General features: G+C 66.5%; 19 protein-coding genes. 7 read left to right on the top strand and 12 right to left on the bottom strand.

Annotated elements, in window-relative coordinates; translation table 11 throughout:
- Positions 1-138: 138 nt before the first annotated feature.
- Positions 139-528: a TIGR02300 family protein gene (locus ACFQ4G_RS03820; RefSeq protein WP_238208733.1), complete on the bottom strand. Its 390-nt coding sequence runs from the start codon at positions 526-528 to the stop codon at positions 139-141.
- A gap of 252 nt (positions 529-780) precedes the next feature.
- On the opposite strand from ACFQ4G_RS03820, the gene aroA reads away from it, so the two are divergent.
- Entirely contained in the window at positions 781-2,130 is a 1,350-nt protein-coding gene (gene aroA / locus ACFQ4G_RS03815) for a 3-phosphoshikimate 1-carboxyvinyltransferase (RefSeq protein ID WP_238208734.1), read from the top strand.
- A 5-nt stretch (positions 2,131-2,135) separates the two neighbouring features.
- On the top strand, positions 2,136-2,768 hold the full coding sequence (gene cmk, locus ACFQ4G_RS03810) for a (d)CMP kinase (protein ID WP_238208735.1): 633 nt from the start codon (positions 2,136-2,138) through the stop codon (positions 2,766-2,768).
- A gap of 7 nt (positions 2,769-2,775) precedes the next feature.
- Here cmk and ACFQ4G_RS03805 read toward each other — a convergent pair whose 3' ends face one another.
- Together ACFQ4G_RS03805 and hrpB are read right to left on the bottom strand one after the other, a co-directional pair.
- A complete protein-coding gene (locus tag ACFQ4G_RS03805) occupies positions 2,776-3,219 on the bottom strand; it encodes a DUF805 domain-containing protein (RefSeq protein ID WP_238208736.1) in 444 nt (147 codons plus the stop codon).
- The gene (gene hrpB, locus ACFQ4G_RS03800; protein WP_238208737.1) at positions 3,216-5,714 is read right to left on the bottom strand and encodes an ATP-dependent helicase HrpB; all 2,499 of its coding nucleotides are present in this window, start codon (positions 5,712-5,714) and stop codon (positions 3,216-3,218) included. The genes ACFQ4G_RS03805 and hrpB overlap by 4 nt, the downstream gene beginning before the upstream one ends.
- 205 nt (positions 5,715-5,919) lie before the next feature.
- Here hrpB and ACFQ4G_RS03795 point away from each other — a divergent pair, with 205 nt between their 5' ends.
- Both ACFQ4G_RS03795 and mutS read left to right on the top strand, forming a co-directional pair.
- Positions 5,920-6,246 carry a hypothetical protein gene (locus ACFQ4G_RS03795; RefSeq protein WP_238208738.1) on the top strand — a complete coding sequence of 109 codons (327 nt, stop codon included), beginning with the start codon at positions 5,920-5,922 and terminating at the stop codon, positions 6,244-6,246.
- Positions 6,247-6,376: 130 nt separating this feature from the next.
- Positions 6,377-9,130, top strand: coding sequence for a DNA mismatch repair protein MutS (mutS, locus tag ACFQ4G_RS03790; RefSeq protein WP_238208739.1), 2,754 nt, complete (start codon positions 6,377-6,379; stop codon positions 9,128-9,130).
- Between the two features lie 13 nt (positions 9,131-9,143).
- Here mutS and ACFQ4G_RS03785 read toward each other — a convergent pair whose 3' ends face one another.
- Entirely contained in the window at positions 9,144-9,623 is a 480-nt protein-coding gene (locus ACFQ4G_RS03785) for a response regulator (protein ID WP_238208740.1), read from the bottom strand.
- Positions 9,620-10,771: a PAS domain-containing protein gene (locus ACFQ4G_RS03780; protein ID WP_379039740.1), complete on the bottom strand. Its 1,152-nt coding sequence runs from the start codon at positions 10,769-10,771 to the stop codon at positions 9,620-9,622. Before ACFQ4G_RS03780 ends, ACFQ4G_RS03785 begins: the two co-directional genes overlap by 4 nt.
- Positions 10,772-11,091: 320 nt before the next feature.
- Between ACFQ4G_RS03780 and ACFQ4G_RS03775 the strand changes: the two genes are divergently transcribed.
- Positions 11,092-12,552, top strand: coding sequence for an AmpG family muropeptide MFS transporter (locus ACFQ4G_RS03775; RefSeq protein WP_238208741.1), 1,461 nt, complete (start codon positions 11,092-11,094; stop codon positions 12,550-12,552).
- Positions 12,549-13,511 (top strand): EcsC family protein, encoded by a 963-nt coding sequence (locus ACFQ4G_RS03770; RefSeq protein ID WP_238208742.1) that lies wholly within the window; start codon positions 12,549-12,551, stop codon positions 13,509-13,511. Before ACFQ4G_RS03775 ends, ACFQ4G_RS03770 begins: the two co-directional genes overlap by 4 nt.
- A 16-nt stretch (positions 13,512-13,527) precedes the next feature.
- Here the strand turns inward: ACFQ4G_RS03770 and ACFQ4G_RS03765 are convergent, their stop codons facing one another.
- Positions 13,528-14,907: a leucyl aminopeptidase family protein gene (locus ACFQ4G_RS03765; RefSeq protein WP_379039719.1), complete on the bottom strand. Its 1,380-nt coding sequence runs from the start codon at positions 14,905-14,907 to the stop codon at positions 13,528-13,530.
- A 225-nt stretch (positions 14,908-15,132) separates the two neighbouring features.
- On the opposite strand from ACFQ4G_RS03765, the gene ACFQ4G_RS03760 reads away from it, so the two are divergent.
- The gene (locus tag ACFQ4G_RS03760) at positions 15,133-15,915 is read left to right on the top strand and encodes a tetratricopeptide repeat protein (RefSeq protein WP_238208743.1); all 783 of its coding nucleotides are present in this window, start codon (positions 15,133-15,135) and stop codon (positions 15,913-15,915) included.
- 112 nt (positions 15,916-16,027) lie between these two features.
- On the opposite strand, the gene ACFQ4G_RS03755 is transcribed toward ACFQ4G_RS03760, so the two are convergent.
- The 6 genes from ACFQ4G_RS03755 to ACFQ4G_RS03730 form a co-directional block, all read right to left on the bottom strand.
- On the bottom strand, positions 16,028-16,990 hold the full coding sequence (locus ACFQ4G_RS03755; RefSeq protein ID WP_238203397.1) for a type II secretion system F family protein: 963 nt from the start codon (positions 16,988-16,990) through the stop codon (positions 16,028-16,030).
- Positions 16,991-16,996: 6 nt separating this feature from the next.
- Positions 16,997-17,965 (bottom strand): type II secretion system F family protein, encoded by a 969-nt coding sequence (locus ACFQ4G_RS03750; protein WP_238203398.1) that lies wholly within the window; start codon positions 17,963-17,965, stop codon positions 16,997-16,999.
- A complete protein-coding gene (locus tag ACFQ4G_RS03745; RefSeq protein ID WP_238203399.1) occupies positions 17,962-19,410 on the bottom strand; it encodes a CpaF family protein in 1,449 nt (482 codons plus the stop codon). The genes ACFQ4G_RS03750 and ACFQ4G_RS03745 overlap by 4 nt, the downstream gene beginning before the upstream one ends.
- Positions 19,411-19,437: 27 nt before the next feature.
- Entirely contained in the window at positions 19,438-20,682 is a 1,245-nt protein-coding gene (locus tag ACFQ4G_RS03740; protein WP_238203400.1) for an AAA family ATPase, read from the bottom strand.
- Between the two features lie 71 nt (positions 20,683-20,753).
- Entirely contained in the window at positions 20,754-21,488 is a 735-nt protein-coding gene (locus tag ACFQ4G_RS03735) for a CpaD family pilus assembly protein (RefSeq protein ID WP_238203401.1), read from the bottom strand.
- A gap of 55 nt (positions 21,489-21,543) precedes the next feature.
- A complete protein-coding gene (locus tag ACFQ4G_RS03730; protein WP_238203402.1) occupies positions 21,544-23,040 on the bottom strand; it encodes a type II and III secretion system protein family protein in 1,497 nt (498 codons plus the stop codon).
- Positions 23,041-23,051: the final 11 nt, after the last annotated feature.

The following is a 23,051-nucleotide window of genomic DNA, read 5'->3' as shown; positions in this document are numbered from 1 at the left end:
ACCGGCTTGCCTTTCGGCGTCCGGCGGAGGCGGTTCTATATTCGGCGGCTTGCCTGGACTCAAGCCCCTAATCGCATTCGCCGCGCAGATTTTTGCGGGACATGCTTTCGGCGGGAGGACGCCGCCCGAAGAAAGGACTCAGCTTTCCTCGTCGTTCTCGATGTCGCCGTCGATGAGATCGGCCACATCGTCGTCGCCGGCATCTTCCTCTTCCAGGAAGGTGTCGTCGCTGTCGGTGGAATCGGCATCGTCGTCGCCGGGCGTGGTGTCTGCTTCGTCCTCGGCGGCCTCGACTTCATCGAGGGAGACGATCTCGGGACCGCCCTTTTCGCCGTCGGTGTCCTCATCGTCGTCGGCCGGGACGGCCGCGGCGCGGGAGGCCAGCGCAGGAGCCGCGACACGGGAGGTCGCCGCTGCCTGATAGATCGTCCCGCATTTCGGGCAGGTCGCCGGATCTTTGTCGAGATCGTAGAATTTCGCGCCGCAGCTCATGCATTGACGCTTCAAGCCGAGTTCCGGTCTGGCCACGGGCGAACCTCTGATAGGGTTTTGGGAGAGGCGCCCCGTTAGTCGGGTGAAACCGTCCTGTCAAATGCTCTCGCTGTAATCGTACACTTCAATCGGCCGTGCGCTTATCCAGACGCAACCACATCGAGGCGTTGTCGGGTCGGATGACGCCGCCCCGAGTGCATGGTAACCGGCCCCATGGCGTCGTAGCCGGCTGAACGGCCGGCCGTTGACGGCCCTACCGCGCCCATAAGCCGAAAAGTCACCATTCCCGTGTCTCACCATTCCGCACCGCAGCCCCTGACCGCTTCTGCCGGCACGTCCTTGCGCGGCACGCTGCGGCCGCCGGGCGACAAGTCGATCTCCCACCGGGCGATGATCTTCGGACTGCTCAGCATCGGCGAGACCCGCGTCGAGGGACTGCTTGAAGGCGACGATGTCCTGCGCACGGCCGCCGCCGCGAGGGCTCTCGGCGCCGGGATCGACCGCCTCGGCGAAGGCCGCTGGGTAGTGCGCGGCGTCGGCATAGGCGGAATGACCGACCCCGCGGACGTGCTCGATTTCGGTAATGCCGGCACGGGCTCGCGCTTGATGATGGGCGTCGTCGGCGGCCAGCATGTCACCGCGACCTTCGACGGCGACGCCTCCCTGCGTAAGCGCCCCATGCGCCGCATCCTCGATCCGCTGATCCGCATGGGGACCGAGGTGCTCGGGGAAGAGGAGGGCGGCCGCGTGCCGCTCACCCTGCGCGGGCCGCGTGAGGCCATTCCGATCACCTACGAGACGCCCGTCGCCTCGGCGCAGATCAAATCCGCGGTGTTGCTGGCTGGCCTCAACGCACCGGGCACGACGACGGTGATCGAGGCCGCGGCGACCCGGGACCATAGCGAGCGGATGCTGCGCCTCTTCGGCGCCGAAGTGAGCGTGACCCCGCACGGACCGGGAGGCCATGGCCGCTCCATCGCCCTGACCGGACAGCCGACCCTGCGCGGCACCGACGTGATCGTGCCGGCCGATCCGTCCTCGGCGGCCTTCCCGCTGGTAGCGGCCCTCCTCGTTCCCGGCTCCGAGGTGACGATCCAGGGCGTGATGATGAATCCGCTCCGCATCGGCCTCATCACAACACTGATCGAGATGGGCGCGGATATCGAACGCCGCAACGAGCGCGACGAGGGTGGCGAGACGGTGGCCGACCTCCATGTCCGCGCAAGCCGCCTGAAGGGCGTCGACGTGCCGGCCGAGCGCGCGCCTTCGATGATTGACGAATATCCCGTTCTCGCCGTCGCCGCCGCCTTTGCCGATGGCGTCACCCGGATGAACGGGCTGCACGAACTGACCGTGAAGGAATCCGATCGCCTCGCCGCCGTGGCGGATGGATTGCGCGAGAACGGTGTCTCCTATCGGATCGAGGGAGACGACCTGATCGTCGAGGGTGACGGCTCGACGGCGCGCGGCGGCGGCACGGTGGCGACCCATCTCGATCACCGCATCGCCATGGCCTTCCTGGTCATGGGCCTCGCGACGAAGGAGCCCGTCACCGTCGATGACGGCGCCATGATCGCCACCAGCTTCCCGAGCTTCCTGCCGACGATGCGGGCGCTCGGCGGCCATATCGCGGAGTGACCCCCATGCCGATGGTCATCGCGATCGACGGGCCGGCCGCTTCCGGCAAAGGTACGCTCGCCAAGCGGCTCGCCGCGCATTACGGGCTGCCGCATCTCGATACCGGGCTGCTCTACAGGGCCGTGGCGCTCACCGTGATCGATGCCGGCTGCAATCTCGACGACCACGCTGCCGCCGCGCGCGCCGCGTCGACGCTGATCGTCGACCGTCTCGCGGATCCGCGCCTGCGGGAGCGCGCGATGGGAGATGCGGCCTCCCGGATCTCGTCGATCCCGGCCGTACGTGCGGCCCTGCTCGCCTGGCAGCAGCGTTTCGCCGGAGGGGCCAGCGGCGCCGTCCTCGACGGTCGCGACATCGGTACGGTGGTGTGTCCGCAGGCCCAGGTGAAGCTGTTCATCACCGCCGCCGCCGAAGAGCGTGCCCGGCGCCGTCACCTCGAACTCATGCGGCGCGGCGAGCCGGCGAGTCTCGGCGCGATCCTCGCCGACATCGTCGCCCGCGACGCACGTGATGCTCAACGCTCGACGGCGCCCCTGAAGGCCGCCGCCGATGCCGTGGTGCTCGACACCACAGATCTGGATGCGGACGAGGCCTTCGCGGCGGCCCGCGCCGTCGTGGATCGCGCGCGAGTGCATTGAAGACGTCTCAGCGCCCGGGTTCGGGCCCGTAGCGGTTGCGGCCGGCCGTGCCCCGGCGGCCGAGGGTCTCGATGAGAAACCACAGGCTGAATCCGGCCAGCGCGAGCGTCACGGCTATCACCGCCACCGGATAGGCATCGGCAAGCGTCTCGATCGGCGCGAAGCCGGCGAGCGTGACCAGAATGTTGGGGAGCAGCCACCAGCCGGTTCGGTCCCGATCGTGCAGGCGTTGGACCGTAGCCACAGAGGCGAGCACCGCCGTTCCCATGATACCGGTGGAGAGGATCGCAAGCGCCGCAAACCGGGCCTCCAGAGACGCGAGCAGGATGGACAGGCTGCCCAGACCGATGAATGCGAGCAACATCCGGATAAGTCGCCGGCCGTAGCCCGCGCGGGACAACCTGCCTCTCGGATCGAGCAGCGCTCCGAGTTCGAAGAACCTCTGCATCATGTTCCCCTAGGCTTTACGCGCCGGGTGGGCGGCTCCGTCAGGGGATCGTCCGGCCATGGATGGCGTGGGTAGCGGCCGCGCATCTCCGTGCGAACGGCGCTCCATGAGCCGCGCCAGAAGCCGGGCAAGTCCTTCGTGATCTGGATCGGCCGCGAGGCCGGCGACAGCAGGTGGAGCACCAGCGGTACGCGGCCACCAGCGATCGTGGGGTGGCGGTCGAGGCCGAACAGCTCCTGCACCCGGACGGCGAGGACCGGTCCACCCTCGGCATCGTAGTCGATGGCGATGCGCGATCCCGTCGGGACCTCCACATGAGTCGGCGCCTCGGCATCCAGACGATGACGCTGGTCCCAGGGCAGGAGCGAGTGCAGTGCCCGGCCGAGATTATCGGCCGTGATGGCATCGAGGCTCGTGCGTCCTTCGATCTCCGGCGCGAGCCAATCCTCGATCGTCGCGCTCAAGGCCGCGTCGGAAATGTCGGGCCAAGCTTCGCCCTCTGCCGCACGAAGGAAACCCAGGCGGGCCCGCCATTGGGCCAGAGCGGGTGTCCAGGGAAGGCTGTCGAGGCCGATGCCTACAATGCCCCGCGCCAGGATCGTGGCGGAAGACGCATCCGGCGGCACGGGCAGGATACGCTCGCCCAGGGTCGCCGAGCCGAGGCGGCGGGACGCGCGAGCCCGCAACGATCGGGACGCCTTGTCGAAGACGACTTGGGTGATCGACGTGATCCGATCCGCGAACAGAGCCTCGATCTCGTCCAGGCGGATCGCGGCGGCGGCGAGGATACGCCCGGACGCCGCGGTGCCGGCGATGTCGGCCACGACGACGAAGGGTTCGCGGGCAAGCGCCGTGGCCGGATCCAGGCGTCCGGCGCGACCGTTCGCCATCACGAATTCGCCGTCCCGCCCGCGCGCGCGGGCGACCCTGTCGGGATAGGCCAACGCCAGGAGAGGTCCGGCGCCAGAGAGATCGTGCTCCTGCGATGCGGCGGGAAAGCGCGGGGCGAAGCCCTCGGCCTGCTGGGCCCAGCCGCGCGACAGCCGGCGCATGTCGGCGGCGCGGGTGCCCCGGTCCCGGGTGAATCGGTCGGCACGGACGGCGAGATCGACATCGTCGCCTCCGAGGCCGCGCTCGACGAGCACGGCCGCGAGGTCGGCCGCCTCACGTGCCCGGCCGAGCCCGGCGGCCGCGACCACCATCCGCGCCAGGCGAGGCGGAAGGGGAATGGCACGCAACGCCCGCCCCATCTCGGTGAGGCGTCCGTCGGTATCGAGCGCGGACAGGTCGCGCAGCATCAGGCGCGCCTCGGCCAGCGCCGGAGCGGGCGGAGAATCGAGGAACGACAGGGTCGCGGGGTCGGGGACCCCCCAGGCTGCGCAATCGAGGAGCAAGCCGGAGAGGTCGGCCGCCAGGATCTCGGGCCGGGTGAACGGTTCGAGCGCGTTGGTCGCAGCCTCTGTCCAGAGGCGATAGCAGATGCCCGGTTCGGTGCGCCCGGCGCGACCGCGCCGCTGATCCACCGAGGCGCGGGAGGAACGGGCGGTGACGAGGCGAGTGAGGCCGATGCCCGGCTCATACAGCGGTACCCGCGACAAGCCGGAATCCACCACGATCCGCACCCCCTCGATGGTCAGCGAGGTCTCGGCGATACTGGTGGCGAGCACCACCTTGCGCGTGCCCGCAGGAGCGGGTGCTACGGCACGGTCCTGCTCCGCCGGGGGGAGGGCGCCGTAGAGGGGCGCGATCTGCGTGTTCTCGTCCACACGTTCGGCGAGGAGATCAGCCACCCGCCGTATCTCCCCCTGTCCGGGCAGGAAGGCGAGGACGGAGCCGGGATCGGCTCGGAGCGCCCTTCCGATGACATCGGTCATTGCCTCTTCGATCCGCCGGTTGGGATCGCGCTCGATATGGCGTGTCTCGACGGGATAGGCCCGGCCCTCGGATCGAATGATCGGTGCATCACCCATGAGGCGCGAGACCCGCGCGCCGTCGAGCGTGGCGGACATGACGAGGACGCGCAGGTCGTCGCGCAGGGCTCCTTGCGCGTCGAGGGCGAGGGCGAGCCCGAGATCCGCATCGAGAGACCGCTCGTGGAACTCGTCGAAGATGACGGCGCCGATACCCTCGAGCTCGGGATCGTCGAGGATCATGCGGGTGAACACCCCCTCTGTGACCACCTCGATGCGCGTCGTGCGCGATATCTTCGAGCCGAGACGGACGCGCAGGCCTATCGTGTCGCCGACACGCTCGCCTAGGGTCGCAGCCATACGCTCGGCGGCCCCGCGCGCTGCGAGGCGGCGCGGTTCGAGGAGGATGATCCGTCCGGTTCGTCCGAGCCACGGAGCATCGAGCAGGGCCAGTGGCACGCGTGTTGTCTTGCCGGCGCCCGGCGGTGCCACGAGCACCGCCGACGAACCGGCTTCGAGGGCGGCGAGGAGAGCCGGTAGAGCCGCATCGATCGGCAGCGGAGTGGATAAGGAAGCGTCTTTCGCCATCACGGATGTGCTGGTGGGACGAATAGCAGCGATCTGCAACCCCGGTCGGCAGGCTCGCGACGGACAACGAATACGATGCGAAAATCATCCCATGAATCGAAGGATATCGACAGGTTTTCGCTCACGAAATTTGCTGTCGAGAGGATGGGAACGGAGTCCGCACGAGCGACTTGTTGCCTCGACGCGCGCGGCGCGATCCGAACGGATGGACTACATGACCAAAATTGCCTTTGCCCTCGCAGCAGGAACTTTCCTTAGCGCCCTGGGCCTCACCGCTGCTTCGGCTGCCCCAGCCATGCCGACCGCCCCGGTCATCGCCGGCGAAGCGCTCACCACCGAGGTGGTTACCCGCGGCCATCACCCGGGCTACGCCAGCCGCGGCATGCGTCATCGCCACCACCATCACCGCCATGGCATGCGCCGTCACCGCGCCCCCGCCGCCTACAGCCACGGCGATCCGAACTCGCGTAACCCGCAGCAGCCGGGATACATGCAGCGCAAGGGCACCACGTCGGGCGGCCCGCGCTACTGAACCACGCTTCACGTCGTGCTTGGGGGCCGGTGCGGAAACGCATCGGCCTTTTTTCGTCGGCGGACGGTTCTCCCCAGATGATGCGAAGGGAGCGCTGATCCGGTCCGACGGCCTCTGCTATGAGGGTCACATGTCCCAGCGTGCCGTCCGCTCCAGCCCGAAGACCAGCGTTCCGGCCGAAGAGACCGTGAGCGCGTCCATCCTCGACATTCCCGGCGCCACGCCGATGATGGCGCAGTATATCGAGATCAAGGCGGCGAATACGGATTGTCTCCTGTTCTACCGGATGGGCGATTTCTACGAGCTGTTCTTCGAGGATGCCGAGATCGCATCCCGTGCCCTCGGCATCGTTCTGACGAAACGTGGCAAGCACGGCGGGGCGGATATCCCCATGTGCGGCGTACCGGTGGAACGCTCGGACGATTACCTCAGCCGGCTCATCGCGCTGGGCCATCGCGTCGCCGTCTGCGCCCAAACGGAGGATCCGGCCGAAGCCAAGAAGCGCGGTCCGAAATCCGTAGTGCGGCGAGAGGTGGTCCGTCTGGTCACACCCGGCACGATCACTGAAGATCGCCTGCTCGATCCGTCCAGGGCGAGCATCCTCCTCGCACTGGGCCGCCGCAAGCACTCGGAAGCCGGCTACGCCTACGGGATCGCCGCCGTCGATATCTCCACCGGCCGCTTCTCGCTAAGCGAGGTCCCCGAGGGCGAACTCGGCGCGGCCATCGCTCGGCACGATCCGCGAGAGATCGTCCTGTCCGAGGCGATCCATTCCGATCCCGCTCTGGCGGGGCTCTGGCGTGATCTGAAGGCGCCGGTCACGCCTCTGGCTCAGGCAGAACTCGAACCGGCCTCGGCCGAGCGGCGGATCAAGCAGCAGTTCGGTGTCTCGACCCTCGAAGGGTTCGGTCAGTTCGGCCGCGCCGAGCTCGCTGCTGCAGGGGCGGCCCTGCTCTATATCGAGCGCACCCAGATCGGCGCCCGACCGGCACTCTCGCCCCCGACACGGGAAACCAGCGGCGCGACGCTGGCCATCGATGCGGCGACGCGGGCCAATCTCGAACTCACCCGCACGCTTTCGGGCGAGCGCACCGGTAGCCTGCTCGACGCCATCGACCGCACCGTCTCCGCCATCGGGGCACGCCTGCTCGCAGAACACCTCGCCGGCCCGCTGACAGATCTCCCGGCCATCACCAGGCGCCACGAAGCTGTGTCCTTCCTGGTGGAGAACGGCAGCCTGCGCCGGACGCTGCGCGATACCTTGGCGAGGGCTCCCGATATCGCCCGCGGCCTGTCGCGGCTCGGCCTCGGACGCGGCGGACCGCGCGACCTCGCCGCCCTGCGCGACGGCCTCGACGCGGCAATGACCATCTCGGAAAGCTGTGGACAGGTGAGGGCGCTGCCGGACGACCTTGCCGGCATCGTTCAGCGCCTCGGTACGGTGGATGCCGACCTGGTCGAGCATCTGCGCGCAGCCCTCGCCGACGACCTCCCCCTCAACCTGCGCGACGGCGGCTTCGTGCGGGCGGGCTACGATTCCGAGATCGACGAGGCACGCCTCCTCGGCCAGGATTCCCGCAAGGTCATCGCCGGCCTGCAGGCGCGCTATGCCGAAGAGACCGGCTGCCGCACCCTGCGGATCAAGCACAACAATATGCTCGGCTACTACATCGAGGTGCCTCAGGCGATCGGCGAGACCTGCCTCAAGGGGGTGATGCGCGAGACCTTCATCCATCGTCAGACGATGGTGGACGCCATGCGGTTCTCGAGTGTTGAACTGCATGATCTCGAAAGCCGGATCTCGGGGGCGTCCGACCGGGCGCTCGCCCTGGAAACCGAAGTGTTCGATGCCCTGACGGCGCGAATCCTGGCGCAGGCCGAGACGATCGCCGCCATCGCCGACGCCCTGGCCTGCCTCGATGTGACGGCCTCCCACGCCGAACTCGCGGTGGAGCGAGACTGGCGCAGGCCCTTCGTCGACGACAGTTTCAGCTTCGTCGTAGAGGGCGGCCGGCATCCTGTGGTGGAATCGGCCCTTCGTCGCTCCGGTGAGCCGTTCATCGCCAACGATTGCGATCTCTCCGGCGAAGGGCGCGGACGCATCCGGCTCATCACCGGGCCGAATATGGGCGGCAAGTCGACATTTCTGCGCCAGAACGCCCTCATCGCCGTCCTCGCGCAGATGGGCGCCTTCGTGCCTGCGACCCGCGTCCATCTCGGAGTGGTCGATCGTCTGTTCTCGCGGGTGGGCGCCGCCGACGACCTCGCGCGCGGGCAATCGACCTTCATGGTCGAGATGGTGGAGACGGCCGCTATCCTGAATCAGGCAAGTCGGCATTCCCTCGTCATCCTCGACGAGATCGGCCGGGGAACCGCGACCTTCGACGGCCTGTCGATCGCCTGGGCCTGCCTCGAACACCTGCACGAGCACAATGGCTGTCGCGCCCTGTTCGCGACCCATTTCCACGAACTCACGGCCCTCAGCCAGCGCCTCACGCGGCTCGACAATGCCACGCTCAAAGTGGCCGAGCACAGGGGCGAAGTCGTGTTCCTGCACGAGGTTGTGCCGGGCGTGGCCGAGAGATCCTACGGCTTGCAGGTCGCACGCCTCGCAGGATTGCCCGCAGCAGTGATCGCCCGTGCCGGATCCATCCTGAAGAACTTGGAAAAGGCGGAGCGCGACCGCCCGACCCGGCCGCGGATCGACGATCTGCCGCTCTTTGCGAGCCTGGCCCCGCCGCCTCTGCCCGAGGTCCAGGCTCCTCCGCGCGAGGACCATCTGCGTCAGGCGCTGGATCTAGTCGATCCCGACACGCTCACGCCTCGGGAGGCCCTGGAAGTTCTCTACACACTGAAGAAAGCAGCGCGCGAACCGGCGGATTGACGGTCGATCCGACTCAATGCTTCGGCCCTGACCATGGCGCGCTCGGCCAGATGGGATCGTCCGGCACGCCGTCGACCGCGAGCCGAAAGCCGTCCAGCCCCTCCGGTCGGGGCTCAAGGCCAGCGCGGATGTCCGCCACGTAACGAAGCGCACCGGCAACGGCGCGTTCCGAGTACGGTTTGGCGATGACGCCGAGCGCCCCGGCGAAGTCGGCGGGAATGCGCTTGTCGTTGGCGGTCATGAACACGACGCTCGTCCGCGGGTCGAGGCTCAACGTCCTCGCCACGTCGATCCCCGTCGGACCATCGACGAGGTGGATATCCACCAATGCGACATCGGGAAAGGTCGTCCGCCCCAGTTCGATCGCCTCGGCCGAACTTCCCGCCACCCCAACGATGACGTAGCCGAGATCGTCCAACAGGCATTCGAGTTCGAGGGCGATGAGCGCCTCGTCCTCGACGACGAGGATACGAAGGCTGGTGTCCCTGCTCACGATGCCCGCCCTGCCGAGGCTGAAGCCGAACCGGTCGGGGCGTCCTGCTGCAGCGGAATGACGATCTCCACCCGCGTGCCCGGAACCGGATCGTGCCACGTGATGACGCCTCGCAGTTGCTTCACCACCATCTCGACGAGAGAACATCCGAATCCGGCGGGGTTCGGTTTCCCAGCCTTGAGCCCTATCCCGTCATCCTCGATCAAGACGCGAAGACCGGTCTCGCACCGGCGCGCCGAAATCGTGATGCGGCCTCCGCGCTCGTCGGGGAAGGCATGGCGGACGGCATTGGTGGCGAGTTCGTGGAGCATCAAGGCCAGGGGCGCCGCGATGGCCGCCGGCAAGGAGATCGGTTCGATCTCCGCCGAGACGGCCGTGCGTTCAGGATCGATGCCGGCAGTGAGGTCGGACATGAAATCGTCGGCGAATTCTTCCAGATTGAAGCGGGTGACGTCCCCGGCCGAGTAGAGCATCCTGTGCACCATGGAGAGGGCGCCGATACGCTCCGCCATACCCTGGAGGGCGTCGCGCGCCTCGCCCTGGGGGGTACGCCTGGCTTTCAGCAGAACCAGCGACGAGATCACCTGGAGGTTGTTCTTGACCCGATGATCCACTTCGTGAAGCAGAGCGGTTTTCTGTTCGAGAGCTGCCCGAAGATCGGCCGTCTGCTCGTTGACCTGGCGAGCGAGTTCGTCGTTCGTTCCCTTCATGGCGAGTTCGAGCGCGTGCTTCTCGGTCATGTCCGCCTGGGCGGCGTAATAATAGACGAGTTCGCCGTGCTCGTTGCGGACCGGCGTGATCGTCATTGCATTCCAGAAAGAGGTCCCGTCCTTGCGGTAGTTGCGGAGCTCCACCTCCAGGGAGGCCTGTCGCTTCATCGCGTCCCGTATGATCTCGATGGCCCGCCGATCGCTTTCCGGCCCCTGGAGCATGCGGCAATTGCGGCCTTCCAACTCCGATCGGGAGTAGCCTGTCAGATCCACAAAGGCGTCGTTCACCCATACGATGGGGTTGTCGGCAAGCCGTGGGTCGGTCACCACCATGGGGGTAGGGCTGGCATCGAAAGCCATGGCAAACGTCCTGGCGTCGACGGCGGCACTCTCCACCTGACTGTTGTAGGCGGACCCAGTATCGTCACCGCTATCCATCATCGCCACATCACGCCCAGGCCGTCGCCGCGTAAAAGAGGAAAATACATCGGCGGTACAGAGTGAGACGACCGCCAAAGCCAATAAATCAAGGTGGCGTTGTCTCGTCGTCTTGAATCATCTGCATGGAATATGTCTCATTATGGGCCATTGGCTACCCGCAAAGTGCTGGCGCCCATTAAGTTCTCGTCGACCATTCTTCAACTCTGTCACGCTTTGTGGCGTGTGTCGCAGCGCGCGGAGCAACCTCCGGACGAACCGCCTCCGGATGAGCGTGGCGATCGACCTTCAAGGGTCGTAGGCCTTTAGGAGTTCCACGAATGGGTCAAACCGCAGCGGTATCGGACAAGGTGCGCCGAAAACTCACCTTGCGGGATGTCATCGAAGATCCGCGCATTATCCTGATGCTGGCGCTCGGCTTCTCGTCCGGCCTGCCGCTTCTCCTCGTACTCGGCACCTTCTCGACGCGGCTCGCCTTCTCGGACGTGGACATCAAGGCCATCGGCCTGTTCAGCTATCTGGCGCTACCCTACACGCTGAAGTTTCTGTGGGCGCCGCTCATCGATCGGTTCGACGTTCCATTCCTCAGCAACCGGATCGGCCGTCGGCGCTCGTGGATGATCACGACGCAGGTCGCCGTCGCCCTCGCGCTCTCTCTCATGGCAACGGCAAATCCGGCGACCAGCCTCGTTCTGCTCGGTCTCGGCGCGTTCCTGGTGGCGATCTGCGCCGCGACTCAGGACGTCGTGATCGACGGGTGGCGCATCGATGCCGCTGGCACCGATCTCCAGGGTGTCATGGCGGCGACCTCGAACCTCGGCTATCGCCTCGCGCTCATGTGTGCCGGGGCCGGCGCGCTGTTCATCGCCGACGGAGCCGGCTGGTCGGTGGCGTATTTCAGCATGGCCGCACTGATGGGCGTCGGCATGATCGCCGCTCTCCTGGCGCCTGCCTACGACAGGGCGCAGGCGGAAGAGCAGGAAACCAAGGCTGCGGAGCGGGACGGCGCGCCCGCGAAGGTCTGGACGTTCCGCGGCGCGGTGCTCGAACCGCTGACCGAATTGCATACCCGCCTCGGACCGGGCCTGTGGGCGATCCTCGTCCTCGTCGCCTTCTACCGTATGCCGGACTTTATATCCGGCGTGATGGCGAGCCCGCTCTACCGGCAGGTCGGCTTCACCCTCACCGAGATCGGTGCCGTCTCGAAGCTCTATGGCATCTGGGTCGGCATCGCCGGTGCCTTCGTCGGCGGCTGGGCGATGACCCGGCTCGGGCTGTTCCCGACCCTGGTGACGGGGGCCTTCCTCGGTGCGGCCTCCAATCTCGCTTTCTCGTGGCTGTCCTTTGGCGGGCCCGAGGTCTGGCGCCTGACCGCTGCGATCTCCATCGATAATTTCTGCGGATCCTTCGCCGGGATGGCGCTGATCGCCTACATGTCGAGCCTCACGGCACCGGGCTTCGCCGCCACGCAATACGCCTTGTTCTCGTCGCTCTATGCCCTTCCGGGAAAACTCGTCGCCGGTACGTCGGGCTTCATCGCGGCGAGCTACGGCTATCCGGTCTTCTTCGCCTTCACGGCCGCCGTGGGCATCCCGGTGGTGATCCTCTGCTTCTTCGTCGGACGCGCAGGCGAACGGAGTGCCGCCCGCGCTGCCGCCGAGACGGCCGCCAGCGGAGACACCGAAACCGTGAGCGGGAACCATCCTGTGGGCCTCGCGCTTGCTTCCAGCGATCGGCCCGGCGCCGCGGCGCCCGGAACACGGATGAGACCGCAGAAGTGAGCAACATCTCCCTCGTCGACGAAACCCGCTCCGCCCCCGGCGGAGCCACTGCCAGCCCGACCCTCAGCGATGCCGACCACGCGGCCCTCGCCCGCGCCGTCCGCACGCTGGAGACGCCGGGCCTAACCGCACGGCTCTCCGCGGCGGCCGGGGCGCCCCTCGACATGATCAGCCGCAGCCTCCCGGCTCCCGTCACGGATGCGGTGTCGCGCGCCACGGAAGGGGCGATGCGCTCGGCATTGCGCGTGGCGCTCGCCACTCTGCCGGAGGCCGAGAAGACGATCGTTCCGGCATCGGAGTCTGGAGACGCTGCGTCGGCGTCCTCCGACGCTCTTACCGTTCCGGTGGCGCGCACGGCCGGTGAGCGGTTCGCCCGCTTCCTGCCTTCGGGCGATTTCGGGCATAAGGCGATGGCCGCGCTATCGGGCGCCGTCGGCGGCGCCTTCGGCATCGCGACCCTGCCGGTGGAGCTCCCGCTCTCGACCACGCTGATGCTGCGCTCTATCGCGCAGATCGCCAGGGAGGAGGGAGAGGATTTGTCCGATCCCGAGAATGCGCTCGCCTGCGTGCAGGTCTTCGCGCTCGGCGGACGAAACGGCGCGGATACGGCGCTGACGGAGAGCGGCTATTTCGCGGTTCGGGCGGCGCTTGCCAAGACCATGTCCGAGGCGGCGCGCTATGCCGGCAACCGTGCCCTCCTCGACGAGGCTGCCCCGGCCCTGATCCGTTTCTCGACGCAGATCGCGGCGCGCTTCGGCCTCGTCGTGTCGCAGAAGGTCGCGGCACAGGCGGTGCCGATCCTCGGCGCCTTCGGCGGTGCTGCCGTGAACACCGCCTTCATGAACCATTTCCAGGCCATGGCACGCGCGCACTTCACCGTGCGCCGCCTCGAACGGTCCTATGGAAAAGGTGTCGTACGCATCGCTTACGACGCGGAGAAGGCGATGCTCGCAGCCTGAGACGATCGATCCTTCGCTAACGGGCAGGATAGCGGGTCTTGAGGAGTGAATAGGCCAGGCGTGCGGTCTGGACCTCCCCACCTTCCGGCCGTGCGGGCTTTGTCGATGGGTTCCAGCCGTAGAGATCGAAATGGACATGCGCCCGAGTATTGGGCGCGAACCGCCTCAGGAATAGGGCCGCGGTGATCGCTCCCGCGAAGGGGCCGCCGGAAACGTTGTTCAGATCGGCGACCTTCGAATCGAGCAGGCTGGCATAGGGTGCGTGGAGCGGGAGCCGCCAGACCGGATCGAACGCGGCTTTTCCCGCGGCCGAGACGGCGAGTGCCAATTCGTCATCCTCGGTGAAGAAGGCCGGCAGGTCGGGTCCGAGGGCCACGCGCGCCGCGCCGGTGAGGGTCGCGAAATCGATGAGGAGATCGGGCTTCTCTTCGTCGGCGAGAGCGAGGGCATCGGCGAGGATCAGGCGTCCTTCGGCATCCGTGTTGCCGATTTCCACGGTCAGGCCTGCACGGCTCCTGAAAACGTCGCCGGGCCTGAACGCGTTGCCGGCGATGGCATTCTCGACGGCTGGAATGATGAGGCGCAGACGCAAATTCAATCCGGCGCCCATGACCATGGAGGCGGCGGCGAGCGCGGCGGCCGAGCCGCCCATGTCCTTCTTCATGAGAAGCATGCCGCTCGACGGCTTGATGTCGAGGCCGCCGGTATCGAACACCACGCCCTTGCCGACGAGGGTCACCTTCGGAGCATCGAGATCTCCCCAGGTGAGATCGATGAGGCGGGGTGTGCGGGGCGAGGCGGCGCCGACCGCATGGACCAGCGGAAAGTCGCGGGCGAGCGCATCGCCTTCCGTCACCGAGACGTCAGCATCGTAGCGAAGGGCCAGAGTGCGGGCGGCGGCTTCGATCTCGTCGGGTCCCAGATCGTTGGATGGGGTGTTGACGAGATCGCGCCCGAAAGCGACTGCCTCGGCGACTCGCCCGATCTCGGCATTGTCGACACCGTCCGGACCGACGAGAATCGGTCCCTCCGGAGCAACTTTGCGGTAGCGCGAGAAGCGATAGCGTCCGAGCGCCCACGCCAACGCCGCTGCCGACAAGTCCAGGAGTGGCCTCGGTTCGAGCCGGTAGCGTCCCGGCGGAAGGAGCGATGGCAGCTTCCCGGCGAGGAACAGGTCTGCCCCGTCCCCCAGGCCGAACAGGATCCGATCGATATGGCCGTCCTCGGCAGGCAGGAAGGCGACGTTGCCGGCTTTCGGGAGGAAGGCGGTCGCTTTGGCGAAGGCCCGATGCCTTGGGGCGAGTTCCGCTTCGAAAGCGCCCCATTCCTCGGCCCGCAGGCAGCAGATCGGCAGGGCAATGATATCATCGGACCGGAGATGGGGCAGGTTCAGCACTCGCGGGCATCGGGGCAGGACAGCCGATCGACCCGTGGAAGCCCTAAGCTCGGGTTAACCGGCGATTAGGGTTAACGTTCTATCACTGCACGACCGGTGGCGTGAAGCGCCGACCGGAAGGCTCGTGCGGAGCACGTCATGGCGTCGTCGCGTTCAGACCAATTCCCGTCCCACTCTGCTGCGCTCGTCCGGGCGGGACTATCCCTTCCCGCGCGCTTGGCCGGAGTGGCGTTGATCGGTCTCCTGGCCAGCGCCTGCCAGTCACGGTCGCCGGAGACAACCGGCTCGATCGGCGGCTTCTCCCTCAAGAATTTCGGCCGTTCGCCGAGCCGTGATGTGGTGACGCGCCGCGATGTCGACGCGCTCGGCGAGAAGTACAATGCCGACCAAAGCGATGTCGGCCTCGCCCTGCGTTATGCCCAGGCGCTCAGGGCCACGAATCAGAAGACGCAAGCCGTCGCCGTGCTTCAGCAGACGGCCTTGCGCAACGCCAAGAATCCCGTGGTGCTCGCGGCTTATGGCAAGGCCTTGGCCGAAGTCGGTCGCCTCAACGAAGCAGCTGAAGTCCTCCAGAACGCTCATACCCCGGCCCGGCCTGATTGGCGTGTCCTCTCCGCACAGGGCGCCGTCGCGGATCAGTTGGGCGACCATGTACGGGCTCAAGGGTTCTACGAGGCCGCCCTGAAGATCCAGCCTAACGATCCGGCAATCCTCTCGAATCTCGGCCTCTCATACGCCTTGGCAAAGCAGCTCGATCAGGCCGAGGCCGTGATGCGCAACGCCGTGGCCCAGCCGCGCGCGGATGCGAGGGTGCGCCAGAACCTCGCCTTGGTGCTGGGGCTGCGGGGCAAGGTCGCGGAGGCCGAAGAGCTCACGCGTCGCGACCTGACACCGGAAGAGGCTGCGGCCAATGCCGCGTCGCTCCGCGCCATGACGGCCCAGGCGGGACAGCCGAAGGCGCAGCGGCCCTCGGCACGATCCAGAGCACCGGAATTGCCGCGCGGCTGAGCCAGCGTTCATCGAGCCCATCGCTTCGAAGACCAGAAGGCCCCGGACACCATCGTCCGGGGCCTTCTGGTCTTCGGTACATATGTCGAAGGTCGCCGCGTCTGCCGATTCGTCAGCGGAGGATCTGAATGATCGCCGGTGTCAGGATGACCACGAACAGGACCGGCAGGAAGAACAGGATCATCGGCACGGTCAGCTTCGGCGGCAGGGCAGCCGCTTTCTTCTCGGCCTCGTTCATGCGCTGGTCGCGACTTTCCTGTGAAAGGACCCGGAGGGCCTGGCCCACCGGCGTGCCGTAACGCTCGGCCTGGATCAGCGCGGTGGTGACCGCCTTGATCGCATCGAGGCCGACACGGTTGGCGAGGTTCTCGAACGCCATGCGACGATCGGGCAGGTAGGACAGTTCAGCCGCAGTGACGGCGAGTTCCTCCGCCAGGGCGACCGACTGCGTCACGATCTCCGTGCTCACCCTCCGGATCGCGTGCTCGACCGACATGCCGGATTCGACGCAGATCAGGGTGAGATCGAGGGCATCGGGCCAAGCCAGCTTGATCTGTAGTTGGCGCTTCTTCGTGGCATTGAGGAGGTAGAGTTCGGGCGCCTTGATCCCGAGCAGGATCGCCGCGATGACCATCATCAGGCGGACGGTGACGGAATAGTCCACGACCTTGAGGACGAAGATGTAGAAGATCGCCACCAGCCCGACCGCGATCGGCGTGACCATGCGAAAGAACAGGAATCCGGTCTCCGCGCCGGGTGAGCGGTAACCCGCCATGGCCAATTGGCGCTTGGCGGTGTCGGTGCCCAGCCATCGGCTGAGATTGAACTGATCCACGATGCGCTTCATGTACGCCTTCGGCGCCACGCGCAGTGTCGTCTTGTTGTTGAGCCGGTCACGTTCGCGCCGACGCAGTTCCTCGCGCTCGTCGCCGATCAACTTCATGCGCTTGTTGAGCTTGTCGGGCTCCAGGATGGGCTGGAGCAGGGCGAAGGCCGTCGCGGCGGCGGCGACCCCGGCGAGGACCATTCCGATGAAGCGCGGATCGATGAGCTTTTCGCCGATGGCGGATAACATGGGCGGTCAGACCTCGAAGCTGATCATCTTCTTCATGGTGAAGATCCCGATCGACATCCAGATGGCCGATCCGACGAGGGCCATCTTGCCCGTGTCCGTCGTCCAGAGGAGCGAGATGTAGTCCGGGCTGGAGAGGTAGGTCAGGACCGCCACGATGAACGGCAGGGCCGCGATGATTCCGCCGGACGCCTTGGCCTCCATGCTCATGGCCTGGATCTTCCCCGCCATCTTCTTGCGCTCGCGCAAGACGCGGGACAGGTTGCTAAGGGCTTCCGACAGATTGCCGCCGGACCGGCCCTGGATGCCGATCACGATGGCGAAGAAGTTGACGTCGGCGACGGGTACGCGCTCGTACATCTTCACCATAGCGTCGCCGAGGGAGAGGCCGAGAGTTTGGGACTCGACGACCTGGCGGAACTCGCTTCGGATCGGTTCCTCTGACTCTCGCGAGATGATGCGGAAGCAATCACCCACAGGGATGCCGGCGCGAACGCCGCGGGTGATGATGTCGATGGCCGTCGGCAACTCGGTGATGAAAGCGTTGATACGCCGTTTGCGCAGGAAGGTAAGCATCCACAGAGGCAAGCCGAACCCACCGGCGAAAAGGGCGCCCATGGTCGCTAGCTTGTTCGAGGTGACGATGAAGATCGCCAACGCGAAGACGACCGCCATGACCGCGGACACGATGTAGAATTTTTGTTTCGTCCAGGTCAGGCCTGCGCGGGCGATCTTCAGTTCCAGAGTGACCTTCGTGCCGTCGCGCTTGGCCTCGATCTCCTTCAGACTCTTCGCCACCTGTTCTCGGCGGTTGACCGTGGTGGCACGGTTTCCGGGGGCCGTCACCATGCTCACGGATTGCCGCCGCTTCGCCGCGCGGTTCTCGCCCGACAGGAGCGGCGTCAGCACCACGTAGGCGATCGCACCGGCGGCGACGGTCGCGAGCCCGACGGCGAGGGGCATCTGAGCCGAGTTCATGACAGGCCGGCGCCGTCTGAGGACGCGTCGAGGGCGGCCGCCAGGGCTTTCTCCTCGCCGTAATAGCGCGCGCGCTCCCAGAAGCGGGGGCGGCCGATGCCGGTGGAACGATGGCGCCCGATGAGCTTCCCGTTCGCATCCTCTCCGAGCACGTCGTAGACGAAGAGATCCTGCGTGATGACGACGTCGCCTTCGAGGCCCATCACCTCGGTGATGTGGGTGATGCGGCGTGAGCCGTCGCGCAGGCGGGTGGCCTGGACGATGACGTCGATCGACCCGACGATCATCTCGCGCAGGGTCCGCGAGGGCAGGCTGAAGCCGCCCATTGTGATCATCGACTCGATACGGGCGAGCGCCTCGCGCGGCGAGTTGGCGTGGAGCGTGCCCATCGAGCCGTCATGGCCGGTATTCATCGCCTGCAGCAGATCGAATGCCTCCGGCCCGCGAACCTCGCCGACGATGATCCGCTCCGGCCGCATGCGCAGACAATTCTTCACGAGGTCGCGCATCGTGACCTGGCCCGACCCTTCCATGTTCGGCGGTCGAGTTTCGAGGCGCACGACGTGGGATTGCTGGAGCTGGAGTTCGGCCGCATCCTCACAGGTGATGATGCGCTCATCCTCGTCGATGTAGCGCGTCAGGCAATTCAGCAGCGTGGTCTTGCCCGAGCCCGTGCCGCCGGAGATGACGACGTTGCAGCGGACGCGCCCTATGATCTGGAGGATCTTCGCGCCTTCGGGCGAGATCGCGCCGAAGGTCACGAGCTGGTCGAGGGTGAGCTTGTCCTTCTTGAACTTACGGATGGTGAGCACCGGGCCATCGATGGCCAGGGGCGGCGCGATGATGTTGACGCGGGAGCCATCAGGAAGGCGCGCGTCGCAGATCGGCGAGGATTCGTCGACGCGGCGGCCGACCTGGCTGACGATTCGCTGACAGATATTCATCAGCTGCTGGTTGTCGCGGAAGCGGACGTTGGTCAGCTGGATCTTGCCGCCGACCTCGATGAAGGCTCGGTTGGCCCCGTTGACCATGATGTCGGCGATGTCGTCACGCGCCAGTAGTGGCTCGAGCGGTCCGTATCCGAGGACATCGTTACAGATGTCGTCGAGGAGTTCTTCCTGCTCGGCGATGGAGAGGACGATGTTCTTGAGCCCGATGATCTCCGAGACGATGTCGCGGATTTCCTCACGCGCCGATTCCGCGTCGAGACGCGAGAGCTGAGCCAGATCGATGGCTTCGATCAGCGCACCGAAGATCATGCTCTTTGTGCGGAAATAGTCCTCCGACTTCACGTTCTCCTTGGCCGGTACAGGCCGCTCCACCCGCCTGGTCTTCGACTCCCCCGCATTGTCGTCGTAGGCGGGAATCGCGACCTGGGCCTTGGGCGCAGGCAATGCAGATGGGGTCGCTTCGACCGCCGAGGCGCCGCTCCTCCTACCGAACATGACAGGGCTCCTTGGGGCTCGAGAGCATCAGGACGCCTTGCGCCGTGATAGTCTCGACAGGATGGGCTCGAACAGGTTCCCGCGGGCGCGGCGGACCTCGGGGCGGCCGATCATGCGGCCGGCGAGATCCGAGAACACCTCCGATGCCTTCGCGTTCGCCTGGACCTCGGCCAGCATCTGCCCGTTATTCGCCGCGGTGCCGAACAGGACCGGATCGAACGGGATCGTCGCCGTCAATGTCGAGTCGAGCGCCTTGGCGAACTCGCCCGGCGAGATCTCGGGCCGCTTGGGGACGCCGACGCCGTTGAGGACGATGCGCGGCTTGCTGTCATTGGGCCGGTTCTGCTGCAGCAGGGTCAGCAGGTTCTTGAGGTTGCGCAGGGAGGCGAGTTCCGGCTGTGCGACGATGATGATCTCGTCCGAGGAGATCAGCAGACGCCGGGTCCAGGCCGACCAGGTATGCGGAACATCGAGAACCACGCAGGGCACGGCCGCGCGCAACAGGTCGACGAGATTGTCGAAGGACGGCTCGGTCAGGTCCGTCGTTCGGTCGAGGGTGGCCGGTGCTGAAAGGAGCGAAAGGTTGTCGCTGCATTTCGAGAGCAGGCGGTCGAGGAGATTGGAATCGAGGCGCTCCGGCGCGAAGACCGCTTCCGCGATCCCCTGAGGCGGATCCTGATTGAAGTTGAGGCTCGCCGAGCCGAAGGCGATGTCGAGGTCGGCGATGACCGTTGCCACCGCGTGTTCGCGCGCCACGGTCCAGGCCAGGTTGTGGGCGATCGTGGATGCGCCGACGCCGCCCTTGGCACCGACCACCGCGATCGTGCGGCCAACCGGCCGGGCGCCGGGTGCCGAGAACAGATCGGACACGGCCTGGATCAGGACAATGGGATCCACAGGCGCCATGAGGTATTCGCTCACGCCCCGCTGGATGAACTGGCGATAGAGCTGAACGTCGTTGACGTGGCCGATGACGACGACCTTCGTTCCCTCGTCGCAGACCTCGGCCAGGGAATCGAGACTCTCCAGCGGACGAGACTTCGTACCGTGTGTCTCGATGATCACGACGTTCGGGGTGGGCGCGTGGCGGAAGGCTTCGACTGCAGCGGGCCCCCCTCCCATCTGGATCTTGATCTGAGCCTTCTGCAGCCGTCTGTCGCTGCCGGCCGCCTCGATCATCGCAGCCGTCTCGGTCGTCTCGCAGAAGGCCTGTATCGTGATCCGCGGCACAGGAGCGATGATGCGCTCGAGTGACTCGTTGAAGTCCGGCATGGGGCGGGTTCCGGTCTTTTAGGTGAAAACGAAGGCCGAAGTTCTGGGGAACGACGAGGAGGAAGCGCCGATCAGTTGTCGATGGCCGACTTCACCGACGTCTTTCCATCCTGACGCCATATGGTTGACGGATCCTTGCCCTCGCGCAGTTTGTTGATGTCGCCGGTACGCCGGATCGAGTCGATGCGTCCCTCCGGCCTGCCGCGGATGAGGTCGATCGGGTCGGCCACCTGGCTCGCGACGTTGGACTGCGTCGCGCATCCGAGGTTCCAGTGGGTCTCGTTGCGCCCGTTGAACGCCGGATTGCCGACTCCGAGGTCCTGGGGCCACACGCCACACTGGCTGCCGACTTTCGCTTCCATGCGCTGGAAGCTGAGGCGCAGGGGCGATGCGAGGGAGGGATCGGCCACCGCATAGGCGGACACGACCATCTGTCGTCCGGTGACACCGTTCTCGGCGCCGAGCCTGCGGATCGTGGCACCCGTCCTCTCGACGGCCGCCCCGATCGCCGGCGAGACGCCGCGCGGGATATCGAGGATGATGGTGCCTCGCCCATAGCGGCGGAATTCGAGCAGGAAAGCCTCGATGTCGGCGGCCTGGCGCGGATCGATATGGCCGGTTCCGATGACGAAGACATCGAGAGATCGGGTATTGTCGGCGAGCACGATCGGGTGGCGAGCCCGGTAATCCATGGGATAGAGCGAGCCGGTGGTCTCGGCGCGGTCGGCCCGGCAGGCACCGAGGGCGGAGGCCACGGCGGCAACGGCGAGAAGCGCGATCGGAGAGCGGAACGAGGGAAGAGACATGTGGTCGGATCCTGATGATGCCGGGGCCGCGTCGTTGGGGAATGTCGCTGCCGCGTCAGTCCGTGATGAAGCCGACATGGCCGCGGTAATTCGCGCCAAGGGGAGCCGTGCCCGTCGCTCCGTAGACACGGTTCAGGCGTCCGAGCAGGATGCCCTGCGCATCCTGGGCGTCGATGAAGCCATCGTCCGGCCGTGCCACCTGCTTCGCCTCCATCGCCTTGGCGATGTAGGGGGTGACCATGATCATGAGTTCGGTCTCCTGCCGCTGGTAGTCGCGCGAACGGAACAGGGCACCGAGGATCGGCAGGTTGATGAGGCCGGGCAGTCCGCTGACGGCGGCCTTGTTGCGCTGCTGGATCAGGCCTGCGGTCATCATGGTGCCGCCGGAGGCGAGCTCGACGGTCGTCTCGGATTTCCGCAGGGTGAAGCCGGGAACCGCAACGGTGGAATTGCCCTGAACGAAGGTGAACGAATTGGCCTGATCGATCTCCGACACCTCCGTCGCCACGCGCACGGAAATGCGGTTCTCAGCCATCACCACGGGCGTGAAGTTCAGGCTGACGCCGTAGGTCTTGAACGAGATACCGATGGTGCAGACGCCGCCGGTGCAGTTCTGCGATGCGGGAACGGGAAGCTCGCCGCCGGCTGTGAATTTCGCGGATTCACCTGAGATCGCGGTGAGCGTCGGCTCGGCGAGGATGCGCGAGACACCCGCCTGCTCGAAGGCCCGGAGGGTCGCGGTCAGGCTGGCACCGCCGGTTCCCTTGATCGTCGCCTCGATGCGATTGCCGTCCGGGAACTGTCCGCCGTTGAGTCCGAAGGGCGTGGTATTCCTGATGACGTCCAGCCCGGACCAGCCACCCTGCAGGTTCACGCCGAACTGCTTCAGGACGGTTCGGGCGACCTCGACCACGGTGACGCGCAGCATCACCTGATCTTTGCCCCGGATGGTGATGTTGTTGATCACGGCGCCCTTCGCACCCGGCGCGCCGGCACCGCCGCTGCTACCGCCGCCTCCGGTTTGCCCGACGAACGCGTTCGCGATGTCCATGGCTTGGGCCGCTTCGGAGGCGGAGTTCACGCTGCCGGACAGGATCAGGGAATCGCCCGCGGTGCGGATGTCGAAACGGCCGCCTGCGATGCTCTGGAGGAGGATCTGCCGCAACGTACCGAGCTTGAGGTCACGAGCCACCGTCACGTCGAGAGCCGTGATCTGGCGTCCCTCGGCATCCATGATGAAGATCGAGGTGGCACCGTCCTCCATGCCGATGACGAAGACCTTTCGGGTCGAGCGCACGACGGCATTGGCGACCTTCGGGTTGGCCACGAAGACCTCCTTGGCGTCGCGCGGCAGGTCGATCACCAACGATCGTCCCGTCGTCAGTTCGATGCGGCGCGACGTACCCGACTCGCCGGCGCCGACTTCGACGATGGGGGCGGCGGTGAAACCCTCCCGCGGCGCGGCGATAGCCGGAAGGGCGGCAAGCATCAGGCCGGCTAGGCCCGCGAGCACGGACAGGTTGCCCGCGCGGACCCGGTGTCTCGTGGTCATCGACGAATCCT

Origin of the sequence: Methylobacterium marchantiae (assembly GCF_042679825.1) — a bacterium.
Lineage (GTDB): Bacteria > Pseudomonadota > Alphaproteobacteria > Rhizobiales > Beijerinckiaceae > Methylobacterium > Methylobacterium marchantiae.
This window is presented reverse-complemented; position numbering and strand designations above follow the sequence as displayed.

Coding starts and splice junctions, on each gene's coding strand:
- ACFQ4G_RS03740 (WP_238203400.1), bottom strand. CDS start 20,682: ATGCCGGACTTCAACGAGTCACTCGAGCGCATCATCGCTCCTGTGCCG.
- ACFQ4G_RS03735 (WP_238203401.1), bottom strand. CDS start 21,488: ATGTCTCTTCCCTCGTTCCGCTCTCCGATCGCGCTTCTCGCCGTTGCC.
- ACFQ4G_RS03780 (WP_379039740.1), bottom strand. CDS start 10,771: ATGGATAGCGGTGACGATACTGGGTCCGCCTACAACAGTCAGGTGGAG.
- ACFQ4G_RS03805 (WP_238208736.1), bottom strand. CDS start 3,219: ATGATGCAGAGGTTCTTCGAACTCGGAGCGCTGCTCGATCCGAGAGGC.
- ACFQ4G_RS03755 (WP_238203397.1), bottom strand. CDS start 16,990: ATGTTATCCGCCATCGGCGAAAAGCTCATCGATCCGCGCTTCATCGGA.
- ACFQ4G_RS03745 (WP_238203399.1), bottom strand. CDS start 19,410: ATGTTCGGTAGGAGGAGCGGCGCCTCGGCGGTCGAAGCGACCCCATCT.
- hrpB (WP_238208737.1), bottom strand. CDS start 5,714: ATGGCGAAAGACGCTTCCTTATCCACTCCGCTGCCGATCGATGCGGCT.
- cmk (WP_238208735.1), top strand. CDS start 2,136: ATGCCGATGGTCATCGCGATCGACGGGCCGGCCGCTTCCGGCAAAGGT.
- ACFQ4G_RS03795 (WP_238208738.1), top strand. CDS start 5,920: ATGGACTACATGACCAAAATTGCCTTTGCCCTCGCAGCAGGAACTTTC.
- ACFQ4G_RS03730 (WP_238203402.1), bottom strand. CDS start 23,040: ATGACCACGAGACACCGGGTCCGCGCGGGCAACCTGTCCGTGCTCGCG.
- ACFQ4G_RS03750 (WP_238203398.1), bottom strand. CDS start 17,965: ATGAACTCGGCTCAGATGCCCCTCGCCGTCGGGCTCGCGACCGTCGCC.
- mutS (WP_238208739.1), top strand. CDS start 6,377: ATGTCCCAGCGTGCCGTCCGCTCCAGCCCGAAGACCAGCGTTCCGGCC.
- ACFQ4G_RS03775 (WP_238208741.1), top strand. CDS start 11,092: ATGGGTCAAACCGCAGCGGTATCGGACAAGGTGCGCCGAAAACTCACC.